18 protein-coding genes are annotated in these 16,615 nt (G+C 61.4%); 7 read left to right on the top strand and 11 right to left on the bottom strand.

From position 1 onward, the window contains the following. Window positions 1-8: 8 nt before the first annotated feature. Window positions 9-764 (bottom strand): GntR family transcriptional regulator, encoded by a 756-nt coding sequence (locus AB1E34_RS09510; RefSeq protein WP_372572100.1) that lies wholly within the window; start codon window positions 762-764, stop codon window positions 9-11. Beyond that, window positions 751-1,638: a glucosamine kinase nucleotide-binding domain-containing protein gene (locus AB1E34_RS09505; RefSeq protein ID WP_372572099.1), complete on the bottom strand. Its 888-nt coding sequence runs from the start codon at window positions 1,636-1,638 to the stop codon at window positions 751-753. The genes AB1E34_RS09510 and AB1E34_RS09505 overlap by 14 nt, the downstream gene beginning before the upstream one ends. A 168-nt stretch (window positions 1,639-1,806) precedes the next feature. Here AB1E34_RS09505 and AB1E34_RS09500 point away from each other — a divergent pair, with 168 nt between their 5' ends. The 6 genes from AB1E34_RS09500 (at window position 1,807) to AB1E34_RS09475 (ending at window position 7,831) form a co-directional block, all read left to right on the top strand. Continuing rightward, complete coding sequence (locus tag AB1E34_RS09500; protein WP_372572098.1) at window positions 1,807-2,694, top strand: N-acetylmuramic acid 6-phosphate etherase; 888 nt, start codon at window positions 1,807-1,809, stop codon at window positions 2,692-2,694. A gap of 36 nt (window positions 2,695-2,730) precedes the next feature. Further along, on the top strand, window positions 2,731-3,984 hold the full coding sequence (locus AB1E34_RS09495) for an ABC transporter substrate-binding protein (RefSeq protein ID WP_372572097.1): 1,254 nt from the start codon (window positions 2,731-2,733) through the stop codon (window positions 3,982-3,984). 62 nt (window positions 3,985-4,046) lie between these two features. Beyond that, the gene (locus AB1E34_RS09490) at window positions 4,047-4,961 is read left to right on the top strand and encodes a carbohydrate ABC transporter permease (protein WP_372572096.1); all 915 of its coding nucleotides are present in this window, start codon (window positions 4,047-4,049) and stop codon (window positions 4,959-4,961) included. 10 nt (window positions 4,962-4,971) lie between these two features. Next, on the top strand, window positions 4,972-5,811 hold the full coding sequence (locus AB1E34_RS09485; protein WP_372572095.1) for a carbohydrate ABC transporter permease: 840 nt from the start codon (window positions 4,972-4,974) through the stop codon (window positions 5,809-5,811). Beyond that, entirely contained in the window at window positions 5,808-6,839 is a 1,032-nt protein-coding gene (locus AB1E34_RS09480; protein WP_372572094.1) for a Gfo/Idh/MocA family protein, read from the top strand. The genes AB1E34_RS09485 and AB1E34_RS09480 overlap by 4 nt, the downstream gene beginning before the upstream one ends. Next, on the top strand, window positions 6,836-7,831 hold the full coding sequence (locus AB1E34_RS09475; protein ID WP_372572093.1) for an ABC transporter ATP-binding protein: 996 nt from the start codon (window positions 6,836-6,838) through the stop codon (window positions 7,829-7,831). Before AB1E34_RS09480 ends, AB1E34_RS09475 begins: the two co-directional genes overlap by 4 nt. A 26-nt stretch (window positions 7,832-7,857) precedes the next feature. Here AB1E34_RS09475 and AB1E34_RS09470 read toward each other — a convergent pair whose 3' ends face one another. Genes AB1E34_RS09470 through napF form a run of 8 tightly spaced genes read right to left on the bottom strand, consistent with a single transcriptional unit; the run spans window position 7,858 to window position 14,363 of the window. Beyond that, on the bottom strand, window positions 7,858-8,115 hold the full coding sequence (locus AB1E34_RS09470) for a hypothetical protein (protein WP_372572092.1): 258 nt from the start codon (window positions 8,113-8,115) through the stop codon (window positions 7,858-7,860). Between the two features lie 13 nt (window positions 8,116-8,128). Then, window positions 8,129-8,830, bottom strand: a complete 702-nt coding sequence (locus tag AB1E34_RS09465) for a NapC/NirT family cytochrome c (protein WP_372572091.1) — start codon at window positions 8,828-8,830, stop codon at window positions 8,129-8,131. Window positions 8,831-8,860: 30 nt separating this feature from the next. Beyond that, window positions 8,861-9,271, bottom strand: a complete 411-nt coding sequence (locus tag AB1E34_RS09460; RefSeq protein ID WP_372572090.1) for a nitrate reductase cytochrome c-type subunit — start codon at window positions 9,269-9,271, stop codon at window positions 8,861-8,863. Window positions 9,272-9,310: 39 nt separating this feature from the next. Next, window positions 9,311-10,228 carry a quinol dehydrogenase ferredoxin subunit NapH gene (napH, locus tag AB1E34_RS09455; RefSeq protein WP_372572089.1) on the bottom strand — a complete coding sequence of 306 codons (918 nt, stop codon included), beginning with the start codon at window positions 10,226-10,228 and terminating at the stop codon, window positions 9,311-9,313. After that, complete coding sequence (gene napG, locus AB1E34_RS09450; RefSeq protein WP_372572088.1) at window positions 10,225-11,043, bottom strand: ferredoxin-type protein NapG; 819 nt, start codon at window positions 11,041-11,043, stop codon at window positions 10,225-10,227. The genes napH and napG overlap by 4 nt, the downstream gene beginning before the upstream one ends. A gap of 28 nt (window positions 11,044-11,071) precedes the next feature. Beyond that, window positions 11,072-13,561, bottom strand: coding sequence for a nitrate reductase catalytic subunit NapA (napA, locus tag AB1E34_RS09445; RefSeq protein ID WP_372572087.1), 2,490 nt, complete (start codon window positions 13,559-13,561; stop codon window positions 11,072-11,074). A gap of 41 nt (window positions 13,562-13,602) precedes the next feature. After that, a complete protein-coding gene (locus AB1E34_RS09440) occupies window positions 13,603-13,851 on the bottom strand; it encodes a chaperone NapD (RefSeq protein WP_372572086.1) in 249 nt (82 codons plus the stop codon). After that, window positions 13,848-14,363, bottom strand: coding sequence for a ferredoxin-type protein NapF (gene napF, locus AB1E34_RS09435; protein ID WP_372572085.1), 516 nt, complete (start codon window positions 14,361-14,363; stop codon window positions 13,848-13,850). The genes AB1E34_RS09440 and napF overlap by 4 nt, the downstream gene beginning before the upstream one ends. 306 nt (window positions 14,364-14,669) lie before the next feature. On the opposite strand from napF, the gene AB1E34_RS09430 reads away from it, so the two are divergent. Further along, complete coding sequence (locus AB1E34_RS09430) at window positions 14,670-15,836, top strand: NAD(P)/FAD-dependent oxidoreductase (protein ID WP_372572084.1); 1,167 nt, start codon at window positions 14,670-14,672, stop codon at window positions 15,834-15,836. Between the two features lie 7 nt (window positions 15,837-15,843). Here AB1E34_RS09430 and AB1E34_RS09425 read toward each other — a convergent pair whose 3' ends face one another. Then, window positions 15,844-16,476, bottom strand: coding sequence for a TetR/AcrR family transcriptional regulator (locus AB1E34_RS09425; protein ID WP_372572083.1), 633 nt, complete (start codon window positions 16,474-16,476; stop codon window positions 15,844-15,846). Between the last annotated feature and the right edge of the window lie 139 nt (window positions 16,477-16,615).

Raw genomic sequence — 16,615 nt, 5'->3', positions numbered from 1 at the left:
AAGCCTTTTCAATGAGATAGCCGCAGTTCGGCCACGAAGTCATAAGCGTCGCCGCGATAGATGGACCGGGTGAGTTCCGCCACCCGCCCGCTTTTCAGGTAAGACATGCGTTGAATCCGCAACCCGGCGGTGCCTTCGGCAACACCCAGAAGCCCGGCTTCTTCCGCTTCGAGATTGATGGCAGAGATTTTCTGCACCGCCCGGACAGGGCGCATGCCGGATTGTTCCAGCAACTCATAGAGCGAGGTGGTCACCGCGGTCGGGTTTGGCAGGATGTCGAGCGGCAGGGCCGCGCGTTCCAGGGCCATCGGGCGACCGCCTGCTTCGCGCAGACGGTAGATGCGGGCGACCTGATCTCCGGCGGCGAGGTCGAGGCTCTGGACCTCTTCCGGTGAGGGCATGAAAATCCCGCGTTCGAGCCATTTCGAGGTGGTTTCAAGCCCGCGCCCCTGCATGTCCTCGGTAAAGGAGGTGAGATGCGAGAGCGATTGTTCCACACGGGTCATCGGTTCGCGCACGAAAGAGCCCGAGCCCTGACGCTGTTCGACAGTTCCCTCACGCACCAGTTCCTGAATCGCCTTGCGGACGGTCACCCGTGAGAGGTCGGTGATCTCGGCGATTTCGCGTTCGGGGGGCAGAGACGAATTGGGGGCCAGGATGCCATCTTCGATCCCGGCCTCAAGCCGCCTGCGCAACTGCACATAGCGCGGCCCGGCTGTCTTGCTCAGCCAGCTTTCAGGGCGGAGGAACTCAGCAATGTCCATGTGCGATCTCCTTGCCTCTCTCCTGCGCGAGCGCGATTGCGCCATCGAGCGGTTCGCCCTGCGGTTTGGTGAGGTCACCCTTCAGCAGGTCAGTGAAATACGGCGCATAGTGCGGCCCGATCCCGCCGGTCAGGCAAATGGGCGTGCCGGTCGTCCACCCCATCTGTGTGAGCGTAAGCGTGATATGTTCGGTGGCGCGCTGCATGATCTTCAGCGCAGCCGGATCGCCGGTTTGTGCATGTGCCGTCACCTGTGGGGCCAGGGCCCCTAAGGCTGCCGGGGTGGCGGTGCGGGCAAATTCCACGACCTCGGTGGCCGTGCTGAATTGTGTCCGGAACTCTTCGATCATCGCGGAGCTCGGGATGAACCCGTCGACCTGATGCAAAAGCTGCGACAGGGCCGCGCGACCGACCCATTGGGCCGAGGCCTCATCCCCCAGAACAGAGCCCCAACCGCCCGCAAGCCGGTGCGTTCCTGCGAGTTGGGCGGCAAAGAAGGACCCGGTGCCGCAATGGGCGACCAGCCCGTCACCACGCCCCAGCGCCCCGCGCAATGCGGCGAGGCGATCATCGGCGTAGTGCACGTTCCGCAGGGGCAGGGCGGCGGTCAGCCGGTCGACAATCGTCTGGCCGGTAACCCCTGCCAACCCGACAAAGGCGGGCAAGGCATGCAGTGTTTGCGGGCGGGTATCGCTGTGTTTTGCCAGGGTTTCGATGCCCTCGTGCAGGCAGCGCACTGCGCTGTCGAAATCTGTCGTGACATTGGCCGATCCCACCTCGATGACCCGGCGGTCATTGCCGCGAATAAGCGCAATCCGACAGCGCGTGCCGCCGCCATCGATGGCCAGAACTTGGGTATCAGGCGAATCCGTCATGACAATACCTTTATAATACCTTTTTCCACTTTTAAAGGCCTAAGTGGAACCAAAATTGATGATATGGCGCCTAAACAGTGTAAGGTAAGGCGAAAATTCGGAAAATAAGATAGTGGTAGACAAATGGTATCTAATAGGTATGCTTGTTGAAGCACGGAGGAGAATCGCGTGATCGCAAGAACCACTGAACATCTGCACGAGGCGGCCATCGGGCTGGACCAACGTCCACCTGCCGAGATTGCATCGCTTCTTGGTGATGGGCAAATCGCGGCAGCGGCCTCGGTTCGGGGTACGGTTCCCTCCATCTGCGCGGGTTCTGAAGCGATGGCGCGAACGGTCGGGCGCGGTGGGTGCCTTCACTATGTTGGCGCAGGCTCGTCCGGTCTGATGGCGGCTGCTGATGCGCAAGAGCTTGGCGGAACCTTTTCGATCCCACCTGCGCAGATTCGCATCCATATGGCGGGCGGTCTGCCCACCGGGGTCGAGATGCCGGGCGGGACCGAGGATGACACTGACGGGTTGGAGGCCGCCTTGGCCGACCTCAGCGCCGACGACACGGTCATCGCGGTTTCGGCCAGCGGTTCAACACCTTACACGCTCGCGGCGGCGCATCTCGCCAAGGCGAAGGGCGCCAGCCTGATCGGTATCGCCAATAATCGCGACGCGCAGCTGCTGGAGATGGCGGAGCACGCGGTTTTGCTGGAAACCCCGCCCGAGGTTTTGTCCGGGTCCACCCGGATGGGGGCGGCGACGGCGCAGAAGATCGCGCTCAACATGCTGTCCACGCTGATGGCGGTGCATCTGGGCCATGTGCATGACGGTATGATGGTCAATGTGCATGCCGACAATATCAAACTGCGCGCGCGCGCCTGCGGGATCGTGGCCAAAATCGCTGCCGTTCCGGAAGAGGCGGCGCGGGTCGCGCTCGACAGCGCAGAGGGCGAGGTGAAAACCGCCATTGTCATGGCCGCGCGTGGTGTGGCCCGCGAAGCGGCCCGCGCCTTGCTGAACGACACAAACGGACATCTGCGCTCCGCACTGGAGCGTGCGAGCTAAAACAAGAACACCTGTTGCAACTGGGAGGATCCATTCATGAAACGCAACTTTTTGAAACTGGCTTTACTGAGCACAGCGCTCACCGCCACAAGCGCGATGGCAGAGGATGTCACGATAACCATCGAAAGCTGGCGCAACGACGATCTGGTGCTGTGGCAGGAACAGATCATTCCGGCCTTTGAGGCCAAACACCCCGGCATCAAGGTGAATTTCACGCCCTCTGCCCCGGCGGAATACAACGCGGTTCTGAATTCGAAACTGGACGCGGGCTCTGCCGGTGATCTGATCACCTGTCGCCCGTTTGACGCTTCGCTGGCGCTTTATGAAGCGGGGCATCTGTCCGGCCTCGACGATATGGAGGCGATGAGCAACTTCTCGGATGTGGCGAAATCCGCATGGCAGACCGATGATGGCGCGGTCAGTTTTTGCGTGCCGATGGCCTCGGTGATCCACGGGTTCATCTACAACAAGGACGCCTTTGCCGAGCTCGGGGTCGAGGTTCCGACCACCGAGGCCGAGTTCTTTGCCGTTCTCGACACGTTCAAGGAAGACGGCACCTACATCCCGATGGCCATGGGCACCAATGACCAGTGGGAAGCGGCCACGATGGGCTATAACAATATCGGCCCGAATTACTGGAAAGGGGAGGAAGGCCGCCTTGCCCTGATCGCCGGCGAGCAGAAGCTGACCGATGAGCAGTGGGTCGCTCCGTATGCGACGCTTGCGAAATGGGCCGACTATCTGGGCGACGGGTATGAGGCGCAGACTTATCCCGACAGCCAGAACCTGTTCACGCTGGGTCGTGCGGCGATCTATCCGGCGGGGTCCTGGGAAATCTCGGGATTCAACAGCCAGGCCGATTTCGAGATGGGTGCCTTCAAGCCGCCGGTGCAGAATGCGGGTGACACCTGCTATATCTCGGATCACACCGATATCGGTATCGGTATGAATGCCGCCACCGAAAACCCGGAAGCTGCGAAAACCTTCCTGGCTTGGGTCGGCAGCCCGGAATTCGCGTCGATCTTCGGCAATGCGCTGCCCGGCTTCTTCCCGCTGTCCAATGAACCGGTCGAGCTGGCGGACCCGCTGGCCAAGGAAATCGTCGGCTGGCGCGGGGAGTGCGAGAGCACGATCCGCTCGACCTACCAAATCCTGTCACGCGGCACGCCGAACCTTGAAAACGAGACTTGGGGTGCGTCGGTTGCGGCCATCAAGGGGGCGTCGGCACCCGAAGAGCTTGGGGCCGACCTGCAGGAAGGTCTGGCAAGCTGGTACGAACCACATCAGTAACCCCTCCCGTTACTGACCTGTCCGGGCGGACCTGACTGCCCGGACCCCTTAGGAGACTTCCAATGCAACGCGCTCGTTTTCGCTGGCACATTGTCGTGTTCCTGGCACCTGCCGTGCTGGTCTACACCGCCATCATGATCTTTCCGCTGTTCAACACGCTGCGCCTGGCGCTTTATAGCGAGGTGGATCAGGCGCGGATCTTTGTCGGCCTCGACAATTTCCGAACCCTGTTTTTTGACCCAATCTGGTCCGAGCAGTTCTGGAACGCGCTTGGAAACAACTTCTGGTTCTTTATCGTGCATATGCTGGTGCAAAACCCGATCGGGGTTGCCTTGGCCGCGATCCTGAGCCATCCGCGTCTGCGCTTTGCCGCGCTTTATCGATCCGCCATTTTCATTCCGACGATCCTGTCCTTTGTGATCGTGGGCTTCGCCTGGAAACTGATCCTGTCGCCAATCTGGGGCATCGCGCCCTCGATGCTGGATTTCGTCGGGCTGAAATCCCTGTTCCAGCCCTGGCTGGGCAAGGAAGAATACGCGTTGACGACGCTTGCGCTGATCTCGGTCTGGCAGTTCGTCGGCATCCCGATGATGCTGATCTATGCGGCCCTTCTATCCATCCCCGAGGAAATTCTGGAGGCGGGTGAGGTCGATGGCATCACCGGCATATCGGCCTTCTGGAAGATCAAGCTGCCGCTGATCCTGCCGTCGATCGGGATCATCTCGATCCTGACATTTGTTGGCAATTTCAACGCCTTTGACCTGATCTACGCCTCGCAAGGCGCGCTGGCCGGGCCTGATTTTTCGACAGATATTCTGGGCACCTTCCTGTACCGCACCTTCTTCGGCTTCCAACTGCAACTGGGCGATCCGCATATGGGCTCTGCCATTGCAAGCGGCATGTTTGCGATCATCCTGATCGGCGTCTGTATCTACCTGTTCGGCATCCAGACCCGGATGCGCCGGTATCAGATGTGAGGGGTCAGATATGAACACAGCACGCAAAAATCCGTTCAACACGCTGGCCATGCATGGTGCGTTGATCCTCTATACGCTGATCGCGCTGTTTCCGGTCTTTGTGATCCTGATCAACAGCTTCAAGGACCGCAAGGCGATCTTTCGCGAACCGCTGGCGCTGCCCGATGCCGAGACGTTTTCGATGATCGGCTACCAGACGGTGATGAAACAGGGCGACTTCTTTCTCTACTTCCAGAACTCGCTCATCGTTACGGTGGCCTCGCTGTTCTTTGTGCTGCTGTTTGGCGCCATGGCGGCCTTTGCGTTGGCCGAGTACCGGTTCAAGGGCAACACGCTGATGGGGCTCTATCTGGCTTTGGGGATCATGATTCCGATCCGCATCGGCACGGTTGCGATCCTTGAGATGATGGTGGCGAGCGGGCTGGTGAACACGCTTTGGGCGCTGATCCTTGTCTATACGGCGCAGGGCCTGCCGCTGGCGGTCTTCATCCTCAGCGAGTTCATGCGGCAGGTTTCGGACGATCTGAAGAACGCAGCGCGGGTCGATGGGTTGAGCGAATATGCGATCTTCTTCCGGCTTGTCCTGCCTTTGGTGCGGCCTGCCATGGCGACCGTTGCGGTATTCAACATGATCCCGATCTGGAACGATCTGTGGTTCCCGCTGATCCTTGCGCCTGCCGAGGAAACCAAGACGCTCACGCTTGGCTCGCAGGTCTTTATCGGTCAGTTCGTGACCGACTGGAACGCGGTCCTGTCGGCGCTGTCGATGGCGATCCTGCCGGTGCTGATCCTCTACGTCATTTTCTCGCGGCAACTGATCCGCGGCATCACGTCGGGGGCGGTCAAATGATCCGGGTTCTCGTAGCAGGTCTGGGCAATATGGGGCTGTCGCATGCTCTGGCCCATCACCATCATGCGGGGTCCGAGATTGTCGGGTTGGTCAATCGCTCGCCTGTTAGGCTGCCCGAGGCGCTGAGTGGTTATCGGCGGTATTCTACTTTCGAAGAGGGTATGCAGGCCAAACCCGACCTCGTGGTCATCGCGACCTATTCGGACAGCCATGCCGATTATGCCTGCACCGCGATGGAGGCGGGGGCGCAAGTGTTTGTCGAGAAGCCGCTTGCCACGACGGTCGCTGATGCGCGCCGCGTGGTTGCCACGGCGCAGGAAACGGGCCGCAAGCTGGTCGTTGGCTATATTCTGCGCCATCACCCGTCCTGGATGCGCTTGATCGATGAGGCGCGCGGTCTGGGCGGTCCTTACGTCTTTCGTCTGAACCTGAACCAGCAATCCTCGGGCGCGGAGTGGGAGACCCACAAGGCGCTGATGCAGACGACCTCGCCCATCGTCGATTGCGGTGTGCATTATGTCGATGTGATGTGCCAGATCACCGATGCCGACCCGGTCCGGGTGCATGGCATGGGTCTGCGCCTGTCCGACGAAATCGCCGAAGAAATGTACAATTACGGCCAGTTTCAGGTGGTGTTCGAGGATGGCTCTGTCGGCTGGTACGAGGCAGGGTGGGGACCGATGATGTCGGAAACCGCGTTCTTCGTGAAAGATGTCGTGTCGCCCAATGGTTCGGTCTCGATCACCGATGGCAATAAAGGCGCGTCGTCAGACATAGACGGGCATACCAAGGTCGGTGGTATCCTTGTGCACCGTCCCGAGGGGGATTTCACCATCGATATGCCCGACGAGCCCGGCCATCAGGAACTCTGCGATGCCGAGCAGGCCTACATGATCCGCGCGATCACCGAAGATATCGACCTGACACGGCATATGAATGACGCCGTGCAATCCCTTGCCATTTGCCTGGCCGCCGATGAAAGCATCCGCAGCGGCCAGCCCGTTTCATTGAAGGAGCCGCAACAATGACTGCTTTGACCCTGACCAATGTGAACAAGTCATTTGGCGATGTTCATGTGCTCAAGGATATCAATATCGAGGTGGAAGACGGCGAGTTTGTCGTTTTTGTCGGCCCCTCGGGCTGCGGGAAATCCACGCTGTTAAGGGTCATCGCCGGGCTGGAGGATGCGACCTCGGGTGAGGTGCGGATCGGGGGTGAGCTGGTCAACGCCACACCGCCCTCGAAACGCGGTATCGCGATGGTGTTTCAATCCTACGCGCTTTACCCGCATCTGAACGTGCGCAAGAACATGTCGCTGGCGCTGAAGCAGGAAAAGCAGAGCAAGGCGATCATCGAGGAGCGCGTGGCCAAGGCCAGCAAGATGCTCAACCTCGAAGATTATCTGGATCGTTATCCGTCCGAGCTGTCAGGCGGCCAGCGTCAGCGGGTCGCCATCGGCCGCGCGATTGTGCGCGAGCCGAAGCTGTTTCTGTTTGACGAACCGCTGTCGAACCTCGACGCGGCGCTGCGGATGAACACACGGTTGGAGATCGCGAACCTTCATGATGCGCTGGCGGCGTCGATGATCTACGTCACCCATGACCAGACCGAAGCGATGACGCTTGCCGACAAGATCGTTGTCCTGCGCGATGGCCGGGTCGAGCAGATCGGCAGCCCGATGGAGCTTTACAACAACCCCGCCAACCAGTTTGTCGCCGGGTTCCTGGGGTCGCCGGCGATGAACTTCATGCCGGCCGGATATGTGAATGACGGGGATAAGCGGACCATGGGCGTGCGCCCCGAAGACCTGCGTCTGGCGGATGACGGCGCATTGAGCGCGGCGGTTCAGCATGTCGAACATCTGGGTGGGGACACCAATGTCATCGCCCGGGTGAAGAACACCCAGATCACGGCGCGTTTGTTCGGGCAGCATGCGATCAGTCAGGGCGAAACGGTTACGCTCGGGTTCTCGCCAGAGCGTTTATACTATTTCGACACGGAAGGCGCGCGGGTGCAGTAAGCACTTCCCGCGCAATCGAACGGGTCCTAAACGGTTGCGCCTTTCACGCGGATCAGGCAGCCCACGCTGCCAGCGCAGACCCCGACGATGATGGCGATCATCAACTCCAAAGGCTCGACATGCGCGAAACTCCACCCGGCGAAGAGCAGCGTTTCGATCACGCCGATCAGTGCGCCCAAGGCCGCGCCGAGCCACAAGCGACGAGTCATCATACCAAGGGCGAGGCCGAGAATGCCGGGCAGGCCAAGGATATTTCCGCCGATCGTTCCAAGTATCTCAAGCATGTTCTGCCCCTTCTCAATCCGCGCCGGAGGTCAGGAATGACCGGATCGCTTCGCCGTTTTCAGCAACCTGTTGATGCGCCGATCCGGAATTGTCGGAATTCAGCGCTTCGGTGACCTCCTGATATGTCTGCAAGTAGTCGGGCGGCAGGCTGTGCGCGATGCCCTGATGGCAGTCGATGCAGGTCATGTTGTTGTCGATGGCGCGCTGATGCTCCGAGGCCGCTCGCGTTTCCTGGAGGGTGAAATCCATGTAGTCGAAATTGTGGCAGTTCCGGCATTCCCGGCTGTCCGAGGCCTTCATCTTTTTCCAAACGGCAGAGGCCATGCTCAGCCGGTGCGCCTCGTATTTCTCGGGGGTGCTGATGGTACCGGCAAGCTCGTGATAGACATCCTTGACCGCCATGATCTTGGCCTTGATCTTGTGGTTCCATTCATGGGGAACGTGGCAATCAGAACAGATCGCGCGCACGCCGGAATGATTGTTGTAGTGGATGGTCTCGCGATACTCGCCCAGATTGGTTTCCATCGTGTGGCACGAGACGCAGAATTCCTCGGTATTGGTCAGTTCCAGCGTCCAGTGAAATCCGCCCCAGAACAGGATGCCGGCCAGAAACCCCGCAAGGATGAGAAAGCCCGAGCTGAAGGCGACGGCCGGGGTCCAGATCCAGCTCCAGAGGCGGCGGATCCAACCGCGGTTTTCAGGGGAGTCTGCCATATCGGTGCTCCTTTCAATTCTTGTGTTGGATCAATTGCCGGAAGAAGGCTGAAAGACGTTGTCGACCAGCGCGGGCGCGTCGGCCTGCGGGACGTGGCACTGATTGCAGAAATACCGGGTGCCTGCGATCCGATCCAACTCGCGGCCCTCGCGGTCCAGATAATGGGTCATCGACAGGGTCGGCGCGTTGCGCTCGCCCGCCTTGGTCCAGTCATGGCAGGACAGGCACTGATTGGTGCGCACATCGATCTGGTATTGTTCGACCGAATGCGGGATCAGGGGCGGCTGCTGGCGATAGTTGCGCTGCATCCGTCCCTCGACATTCTTGTGGACCTGATCGAGGGGCACAAGCTCGTCCACATCGGCGCCGCGCAAGCTGTCCACCTGGGCGGATTGTGCCAGGGCGAACCCGCTCAGGAGCAACATAGGGATCAGGGTCATAACACCTGTCGCGATTGGTTTTCTCATATTGGCACTCCCTTAAATTGGTCTGGCGGCGCGCGGCTCGGGCGCGGTTGCTGGATCGGATGGCGCGACGACGTGGTCGTCAAAGCGGTGGGTGAAGGCAAAGACATCGACAGAGCAGACATCGATGCAGCGCCCGCAATTGGTGCAGTCGGGCGACAGAATCAGCGGCGTGGCCCCGTTCTTGCCCTTCAGGGCGGGTGAGATCACATGGTTTTCCGGGCAGACCGCGTAACAATCCATGCAGTCGTCGCAGGCCACGCGGTTGGCGGCGCTGACCCGCAGCAGGCTTTTTGCGCCGATCAGGCCATAAAACGCGCCGACCGGGCAGATATGGCCACACCAGCCATGGCGCGCGACGATGAGGTCAAAGACAAAGATCGCGACGATCAGCGCCCAGACAAACCCCATGCCAAAGATCAGCCCCCGGTGCAGCATGGTGATCGGATTGACCAGCTCCCAGGCGATAACGCCTGTCAGCCCCGAGACGATCAGCACCGTGGCCAAAATCCACAGGCGGGTGCTGCGTTTGGGCTGCCAGCCCTTGGGCAGGTTCAGACGGCGATGCAGCCAGTTGGCGGCATCGGTGACGGGATTGATCGGGCAGACCCAGGAGCAATAGACACGCCCGCCGATCAGCGCATAGGCCACCAGCACGATCAGGCCGCCGATCAGGGCGGTCAGTTCCGGCCAGTGCCCGGCGATGAGGCTTTGTGACAGGATGAACGGGTCGGTCAAAGGCAGAACGCCCAGCGTCCGCGATCCGGCCAACGTGCCTTCGACGATCCAGATGCCGAACCAGGGCCCGAGCAGGAAGAGCAGCAGAAAGAACACCTGGCTGGCGCGGCGCAGCAGCAGAAAACGATGCGCGGTGATCCAGCCTTTGACCTCAACGGCCTCTTGTCCAACGGGCATATGGGTGCGCGCGCTCATTGGCTCAGCCCCGGCAATGAATAGCCCGGCTCATAGCCGCCCGGGGCGGCTAGGTTGTCGGTTCCCGGTCCGGGCAGGCGATCGGGCAGGTCGATGATGCCTTCGACAACGGGCGCGCCTTTGGCGTCTTTTTCCTCCCAGCCCCTGCGGTAGTGATCCGCGCTGCTGCCACGCGCCAGTCGGGCGGGCAGGACCTTGATGGCCGCTTCGGGCAGAACGCAGCTTTTCTCGCACATGCCGCAGCCGGTGCAGCGGTCGGCATGCACGGTGGGCGCAAAGATCGCATGATGTCCCGAGCGGGTGTTGTGCGACGGCTCCAGCGTGATTGCCTCGTCAATGACGGGACAGACCCGGTAGCAGACGTCGCAGCGCAGGCCGAGGTAGTTCAGGCAGTTTTCCTGATCGACCAGAACCGCAACGCCCATATTGGCATCGTCGATATTGTCCAGCGCCGGGTCCAGCGCGCCGGTGGGGCAGGCGGCGACACAAGGGATGTCGTCACACATTTCGCAAGGCACGTCGCGGGCGGTGAAATAGGGCGTCCCAGTGGCCCCGGCATCGGCCCCCAGCTGCGCCAGTTTCAGCGTGTCATAGGGACAGTCCCGCACACAGAGCCCGCAGCGGATGCAGGCGGACAGGAAGTCCTCCTCGGGCAGGGCGCCGGGAGGGCGCAGCGCCTCGGCGGGCAGGGCGCGGGCGTCGCGAGCCAGATAGGCCAGCAGCGTTCCGGCCACCACGCAGCCACCAGCCGCACGTGCCGTATCCTGCAGGAAACGGCGCCGTTGCGGCGAAAGGGGTGTGCCGGCAAGGGACATAGGGGGCTACCTTTGCGATCCGTGCCGGCTACGCGCGCTCGACCTTGCAGGCGCATTTCTTGTAGTCTGTCTCTTTCGACAGCGGGCAGGTCGCGTCCAGCGTCAGCTTGTTGGTCAACTGGCCCTCGTCAAACCAGGGCATGAAGACCAGACCCCGCGGCACCTTGTTGCGACCGCGCGTCTCGACCCGGCTGGTGACCTCGCCCCGGCGGGTGGACAGGACGATTTCCTGGCCGCGCCGCAGACCCCGGTCTCTGGCATCCTCGGGATGCATATAGACGACGGCGGCGGGATAGGCCCGGTGCAGTTCCGGCACCCGGCGGGTCATTGAGCCGGAATGCCAGTGTTCCAGCACGCGACCGGTGCTGAGCCACAGATCGTATTCCTCATCAGGCTCTTCGGCGGCGGGTTCATAGGGGGCAAAGATGATCTTGGCCTTGCCATCCTTGTGGCCATAGAACTCCACATCGGACCCGGCGCTCACGTAAGGGTCATAGCCCTCGCGGAAACGATAGAGCGTTTCCTTGCCGTCCACGACCGGCCAGCGCAGCCCGCGCGCCTGATGGTAGGTGTCAAACGGCGCAAGGTCATGGGCATGGCCGCGTCCGAAATCAGCATATTCTTCGAACAGGCCTTTCTGGACGTAGAAGCCGAAATGCTCGGATTCGTCATTGGCGAAGCCTTCGGCGGTCTCGGAAAGCGGGTACTGATCCACCGTGCCATTTGCAAAAAGCACGTCGAACATGGTCTTGCCGCGATGTTCGGGCATCTTGGCCAGCAGTTCTTCGTCCCAGACCTCTTCGATGGCGAAGCGTTTGGAGAATTCCATCACCTGCCACAGGTCCGACTTTGCCTCACCCGGTGCGTTCACCTGCTGGCGCCAGAACTGGGTGCGGCGTTCGGCGTTGCCATAGGCGCCTTCTTTTTCGACCCACATGGCGGTCGGCAGGATCAGGTCGGCAGAGACGGCGGTGACGGTCGGATAGGGGTCCGAGACGGCGATGAAGTTTTCCGGGTTGCGATAGCCGGGATATCCTTCTTCGTTGATATTGGGTGCGGCCTGCATGTTGTTGTTGCACTGCACCCAATAGGCGTTCAACTCGCCATCCTTCAGCTTGCGGTGCTGCAGCACGGCATGGAAGCCGGGCTTGGGCGGAATGGTGCCTTCGGGGATCTTCCAGGCGGTTTCGCAGATCTTGCGGTGCTCGTCATTGGCCACAACCATGTCGGCGGGCAGACGGTGGGCAAAGGTGCCGACCTCACGCGCGGTGCCACAGGCCGAGGGCTGACCGGTGAGCGAGAAAGGCGAGTTGCCGGGTTCCGAGATCTTGCCGACCAGCAGATGCACATTATACATCAGCGAGTTCACCCAGGACCCGCGCGTGTGCTGGTTGAAGCCCATGGTCCACAGGCTCATGACCTTGCGGTTGGGGTCGGCATATTGTTGCGCCAGCCTTTCCAGCTTATCCGCCGGAACACCCGACAGCTCGGACGTGTATTCCAGCGTATAGGGCGCGACCGCCTCGGCATATTCCTCGAAGCTGATTGGCTCCTGCTTACCGGAATTGGGGTTTTCGGCGTCTTGCTGCAACGCGTGGGCATCACGCAGCCCATAGCCGATATCGGTCGCGGTCTTGGTGATGTTGACGTGGTTTTTGACGAACTCTTCGTTCACCGCGCCGTTCTGGATGATGTAATTGGCGATATAGTTCAGGATCGCCAGATCGGTCTGCGGGTTGAAGACCATGCCATTATCGGCCAGCTCGAACGAGCGATGCTCGAAGGTTGACAGCACATGCACCTCGCATCCCGGCTTGGTCAGGCGCGTGTCGGTCAGGCGCGACCACAGGATCGGGTGCATCTCGGCCATGTTCGAGCCCCAGAGCACGAAGGTGTCGGCATGCTCAAGGTCGTCATAACAGCCCATCGGCTCGTCGATGCCGAAGCTGCGCATGAAGCCGACAACTGCAGAGGCCATGCAGTGCCGTGCATTGGGGTCGATATTGTTGGACCGGAACCCGGCCTTCATCATCTTGGCGGCGGCGTAGCCTTCCCAGACGGTCCACTGGCCCGATCCGAACATGCCGACGCTGGTCGGGCCTTTTTTGGCCAGCGCCTCTTTCCACTTCTGCGCCATCACGTCAAAGGCTTCGTCCCAGCTGACCGGTTCGAACTCGCCATTCTTGTCGTAAACGCCGTTGGTCTTGCGCAAGAGCGGCGTGGTCAGGCGGTCCTCGCCATACATGATCTTGGACAGGAAATAGCCCTTGATGCAGTTCAGACCGCGATTGACCGGCGCGTCCGGATCGCCCTGCGTGGCCACGACCCGGTCGTCCTTGGTGCCGACCAGAACCGAACAGCCAGTGCCGCAGAACCGGCAGGGCGCTTTGTCCCAGCGGATATCGGCGGAGGCCTGGGCCTTTGCCTGGCCCGTGGCCAGGGGGATGCCTGCGGCTGAGGCCGTTGCGGCGGCAGCCGAGGCCTTGAGGAATGTGCGGCGGGATTCAGAAATGGTCATGGCATGGGCCTCCTGCTGGGCGGTTGGCTTGGGGCATCGGGTCACGGACGGGCCGCCGCGATATCTTCGAAGTGATGGTAGGTCAGGCTGAGGGAAACCACGCCGGGGATCTGGTGCAGATCCATGATGGTTTCCGAGGCCAATCGGGTGGGCGTATCTTCGACGACGACGACAAAGCGGCCATCATCGGCGGCGGCGTGGATCTCGACGCCGGGCGTTTCGGTCATGGCCAGTCGCGCGGGATCGGCGCGCTCCGGGGTAACATGGATGAGGCAACCGCATATGTTCATTGAAGGTCTTCCGACTGTTGGGTGGCGTGGCGTTCGAGTTTGATGGCCCCGACGGGACAGGCATGGGCGCAGGCCCCGCACCCGATGCAGGTGTCGAGGTCCAGATTTGGGTTCGCCCGCCCGCCAAGCCGCAGGTCGAAGCGAATTGCATCACTCTCGCAGCTGTCCTGACAGAGGCGGCAACTGACACCCTGCATAGACAGGCAGGAGCCGCCCGTTATCTCAGCACGCCAGGGCCAGTCGGTCAGGCGATCACGCGCCAGCGCTCCGGTGGCGCAGGATTCTGCACAATCACCGCAAAACGTGCACGGCCCTTTGGTCAACTCTACCACGGGATAGCCGTCTGCGTCGATGATGATGATCCCTTCGGGGCAGGCAGGAACGCAGTCGCCACATCTTGTGCAAAGATCACCGAAGCCCACAGCCATAGCGCCGGGTGGCCGGATGGAACGGGTATCTTCCCGGAGGAGCCGAGCGCCGAGAAACGCGCGTCTGCTGGTCAGTTGACTCATTGACTGGTGACCCGAAGGTTCTTGCTGATCTGCTCTGGCTAACGGTTCTGCAACGCCTGCGACTTGATCGAAGTCATTTTCCCGGCGATTAAGCGTTAAATCAGTGGAGTTGGTTCTAACCCCTGAAGTTCGCGGAAAATGGCGGAAACCGGCAGCTTGCTGCAGGTGAAGGGGCGCAGCGCAATGTGTTCCCCCATTGGTTTTCAGAAAAAATCCAGACTTTCCTCACCTCCTCCTCAAGACTGCGCGCGTCGAACTGCGCAGGCTGAGGGCATGATCAAAGTTGCACTGAACAGGAGTTTTCCAATGACCCAGGTTTTTTCACGCTCTCACTATGACGCCATCATCATCGGCGCTCGTTGCGCAGGCGCGGCCACCGCCCTGCTGCTGGCCCGCGCCGGTGCGCGGGTGCTGCTGGTCGACCGCGAGGATGGCAGTCAGGATACCCTGTCCACCCATGCACTGACCCGGCCTGCCGTGTCGCTGCTCAAGAACTGGGGTTTGCTGGGCCAGATCACCCGCGCGGGCACGCCGCTGGTCCGTCAGACCCGGTTTCAATACGGGCAGGATGTGATCGATGTGCCGGTGCAGCCCGAAGGCGGGGTTGCCGGACTTTTTGCGCCGCGGCGCTGGCTGTTGGACCGGGTGCTGCGCGATGCCGCGTGGGAGGCCGGGGTCGAGCTGCATACCGGCGTCACGCTGGTCGGCGTACAGAAACAGTTGAACGGCCGGGTTTGCGGGGTGTCGTTGCGGCTGAAATCCGGCGCTGTCGAGCCCGTTTCCGCCGGAATCGTGATCGGCGCGGATGGCCGCCAGTCGAGCCTGGCGGGTATGGTAGGCGCGCGATCCACAATGCACTCGGAAACACGCGCGGCCTGCATCTATTCCTATGTCGATGGTCTGTCGAATGAGGGTTATCGCTGGTTTTTCGGCAATCGGATTTCTGCCGGGCTGATCCCGACCAATGACGGGGCGCATTGTTTCTTTGCCGCCTGTGATCCGCGCGCCATGCGCCAGTGGTTCAACTTCGATGCCTTTGGTGGCGCTGTGCAGATGCTGTCACATTGGAATGCGGATCTGGCCGCTGAACTGGCGGCGCGCGGTCCGGTCGAACGGCTGCGTCGCTACGCAGGTGCACCCAGCCATCTGCGCGACTGCGCCGGGCCGGGCTGGGCGCTGGTGGGGGATGCGGGGTATTTCAAGGACCCGGCCACCGCCCATGGCATTACGGATGCGTTTCTGGATGCCCAGCGGCTGGCCAATGCGCTGTCGGTCACGCCGGGAGATGCGCGCGCCTATCAGGCTGCACGCGACCATCTGGCCCCGCGCTTGTTCACGCTGACCCAGCAGATCGCTTCTTATGACTGGGATCTGGATCAGCTCAAGCAGTTGCACATGAGCTTCAACGCCTGCCTCAAGCAGGAGCAGCTGGAGCTGAGCGGGGGCGACTCCATGCAAACGCTGGCCGCCTGAGGCGGTCTCAGCGGGCGACCAGCCGGTAAATAGTATCCAAATTGAACGCCAGGCGTGCCTCCAGCGCGTCTGGCGCCATCATGTCCCGTTGGTACAGATGCGACCCGGTGAACCGGTTGGACAGGTAATAACAACCGATCGCGGCGATGGTGATGGTCAGCTGCGTCGCGTCGACCCCGGCGCGGAACACGCCCTCGGCCCGGCCCCGGTCAAGGATTCCCGCGACCAGATCGATCAGGCCCTGCGCGCTTCGCGGCGTGTCGAGGCAGCGGATATGGCGCCCGCGATGCAGGTTCACGCTATTGGCCAGCGCCATGAATTCCGGGTTTTCCAGATAATAGTCCCATGTAAAGCGTACCAGCCGCTCCAGCGCGTCACGCGGGCTCAGGCTGTCGAGGTCCAGCTGCGCCTCGGCGGCTTTGACATGTTGATAGGCGGCCTCAAGCACGGCGGTAAAAAGCGCCTCCTTGTTGCCGAAATAGTGGTAGATCATCCGCTTGTTGGCCTGGGCGCGTTCGGCGATGTCGTCGATACGTGCCCCGCTCAGTCCGGAGCGGGCAAATTCGGTTCGGGCCGCCTCGAGGATGCGCGCGCGTGTGGCGTCGGCATCGCGTTTGGCTGGCGCGTGCAGTTGCGTCATTGATGTCCCCCCTCCGGGTTGAAATGCGCCCGGTTTCGATATTGGTAGCTCTGATCGCCCTACCTGCGACATTCAGTCAAGGGGAGTTCCTGCTGGTTCGGCGCATCGGCGGTTGCATGCCGGTCGCGCGGTGATGTTC

Source organism: Ruegeria jejuensis (assembly GCF_041537905.1).
Lineage (GTDB): Bacteria > Pseudomonadota > Alphaproteobacteria > Rhodobacterales > Rhodobacteraceae > Ruegeria_C.
The sequence above is the reverse complement of the archived record's forward strand: the minus strand, read 5'-3'. Positions and strand labels throughout refer to the sequence as shown.

What these genes read in the sequence shown, in the direction of transcription:
- AB1E34_RS09510 (WP_372572100.1), bottom strand. Translation starts at nt 764, where the DNA reads ATGGACATTGCTGAGTTCCTCCGCCCTGAAAGCTGGCTGAGCAAGACA.
- AB1E34_RS09505 (WP_372572099.1), bottom strand. Translation starts at nt 1,638, where the DNA reads ATGACGGATTCGCCTGATACCCAAGTTCTGGCCATCGATGGCGGCGGC.
- AB1E34_RS09495 (WP_372572097.1), top strand. Translation starts at nt 2,731, where the DNA reads ATGAAACGCAACTTTTTGAAACTGGCTTTACTGAGCACAGCGCTCACC.
- AB1E34_RS09490 (WP_372572096.1), top strand. Translation starts at nt 4,047, where the DNA reads ATGCAACGCGCTCGTTTTCGCTGGCACATTGTCGTGTTCCTGGCACCT.
- AB1E34_RS09485 (WP_372572095.1), top strand. Translation starts at nt 4,972, where the DNA reads ATGAACACAGCACGCAAAAATCCGTTCAACACGCTGGCCATGCATGGT.
- AB1E34_RS09480 (WP_372572094.1), top strand. Translation starts at nt 5,808, where the DNA reads ATGATCCGGGTTCTCGTAGCAGGTCTGGGCAATATGGGGCTGTCGCAT.
- AB1E34_RS09475 (WP_372572093.1), top strand. Translation starts at nt 6,836, where the DNA reads ATGACTGCTTTGACCCTGACCAATGTGAACAAGTCATTTGGCGATGTT.
- AB1E34_RS09470 (WP_372572092.1), bottom strand. Translation starts at nt 8,115, where the DNA reads ATGCTTGAGATACTTGGAACGATCGGCGGAAATATCCTTGGCCTGCCC.
- AB1E34_RS09465 (WP_372572091.1), bottom strand. Translation starts at nt 8,830, where the DNA reads ATGGCAGACTCCCCTGAAAACCGCGGTTGGATCCGCCGCCTCTGGAGC.
- AB1E34_RS09460 (WP_372572090.1), bottom strand. Translation starts at nt 9,271, where the DNA reads ATGACCCTGATCCCTATGTTGCTCCTGAGCGGGTTCGCCCTGGCACAA.
- napH (WP_372572089.1), bottom strand. Translation starts at nt 10,228, where the DNA reads ATGAGCGCGCGCACCCATATGCCCGTTGGACAAGAGGCCGTTGAGGTC.
- napG (WP_372572088.1), bottom strand. Translation starts at nt 11,043, where the DNA reads ATGTCCCTTGCCGGCACACCCCTTTCGCCGCAACGGCGCCGTTTCCTG.
- napA (WP_372572087.1), bottom strand. Translation starts at nt 13,561, where the DNA reads ATGACCATTTCTGAATCCCGCCGCACATTCCTCAAGGCCTCGGCTGCC.
- AB1E34_RS09440 (WP_372572086.1), bottom strand. Translation starts at nt 13,851, where the DNA reads ATGAACATATGCGGTTGCCTCATCCATGTTACCCCGGAGCGCGCCGAT.
- napF (WP_372572085.1), bottom strand. Translation starts at nt 14,363, where the DNA reads ATGAGTCAACTGACCAGCAGACGCGCGTTTCTCGGCGCTCGGCTCCTC.
- AB1E34_RS09430 (WP_372572084.1), top strand. Translation starts at nt 14,670, where the DNA reads ATGACCCAGGTTTTTTCACGCTCTCACTATGACGCCATCATCATCGGC.
- AB1E34_RS09425 (WP_372572083.1), bottom strand. Translation starts at nt 16,476, where the DNA reads ATGACGCAACTGCACGCGCCAGCCAAACGCGATGCCGACGCCACACGC.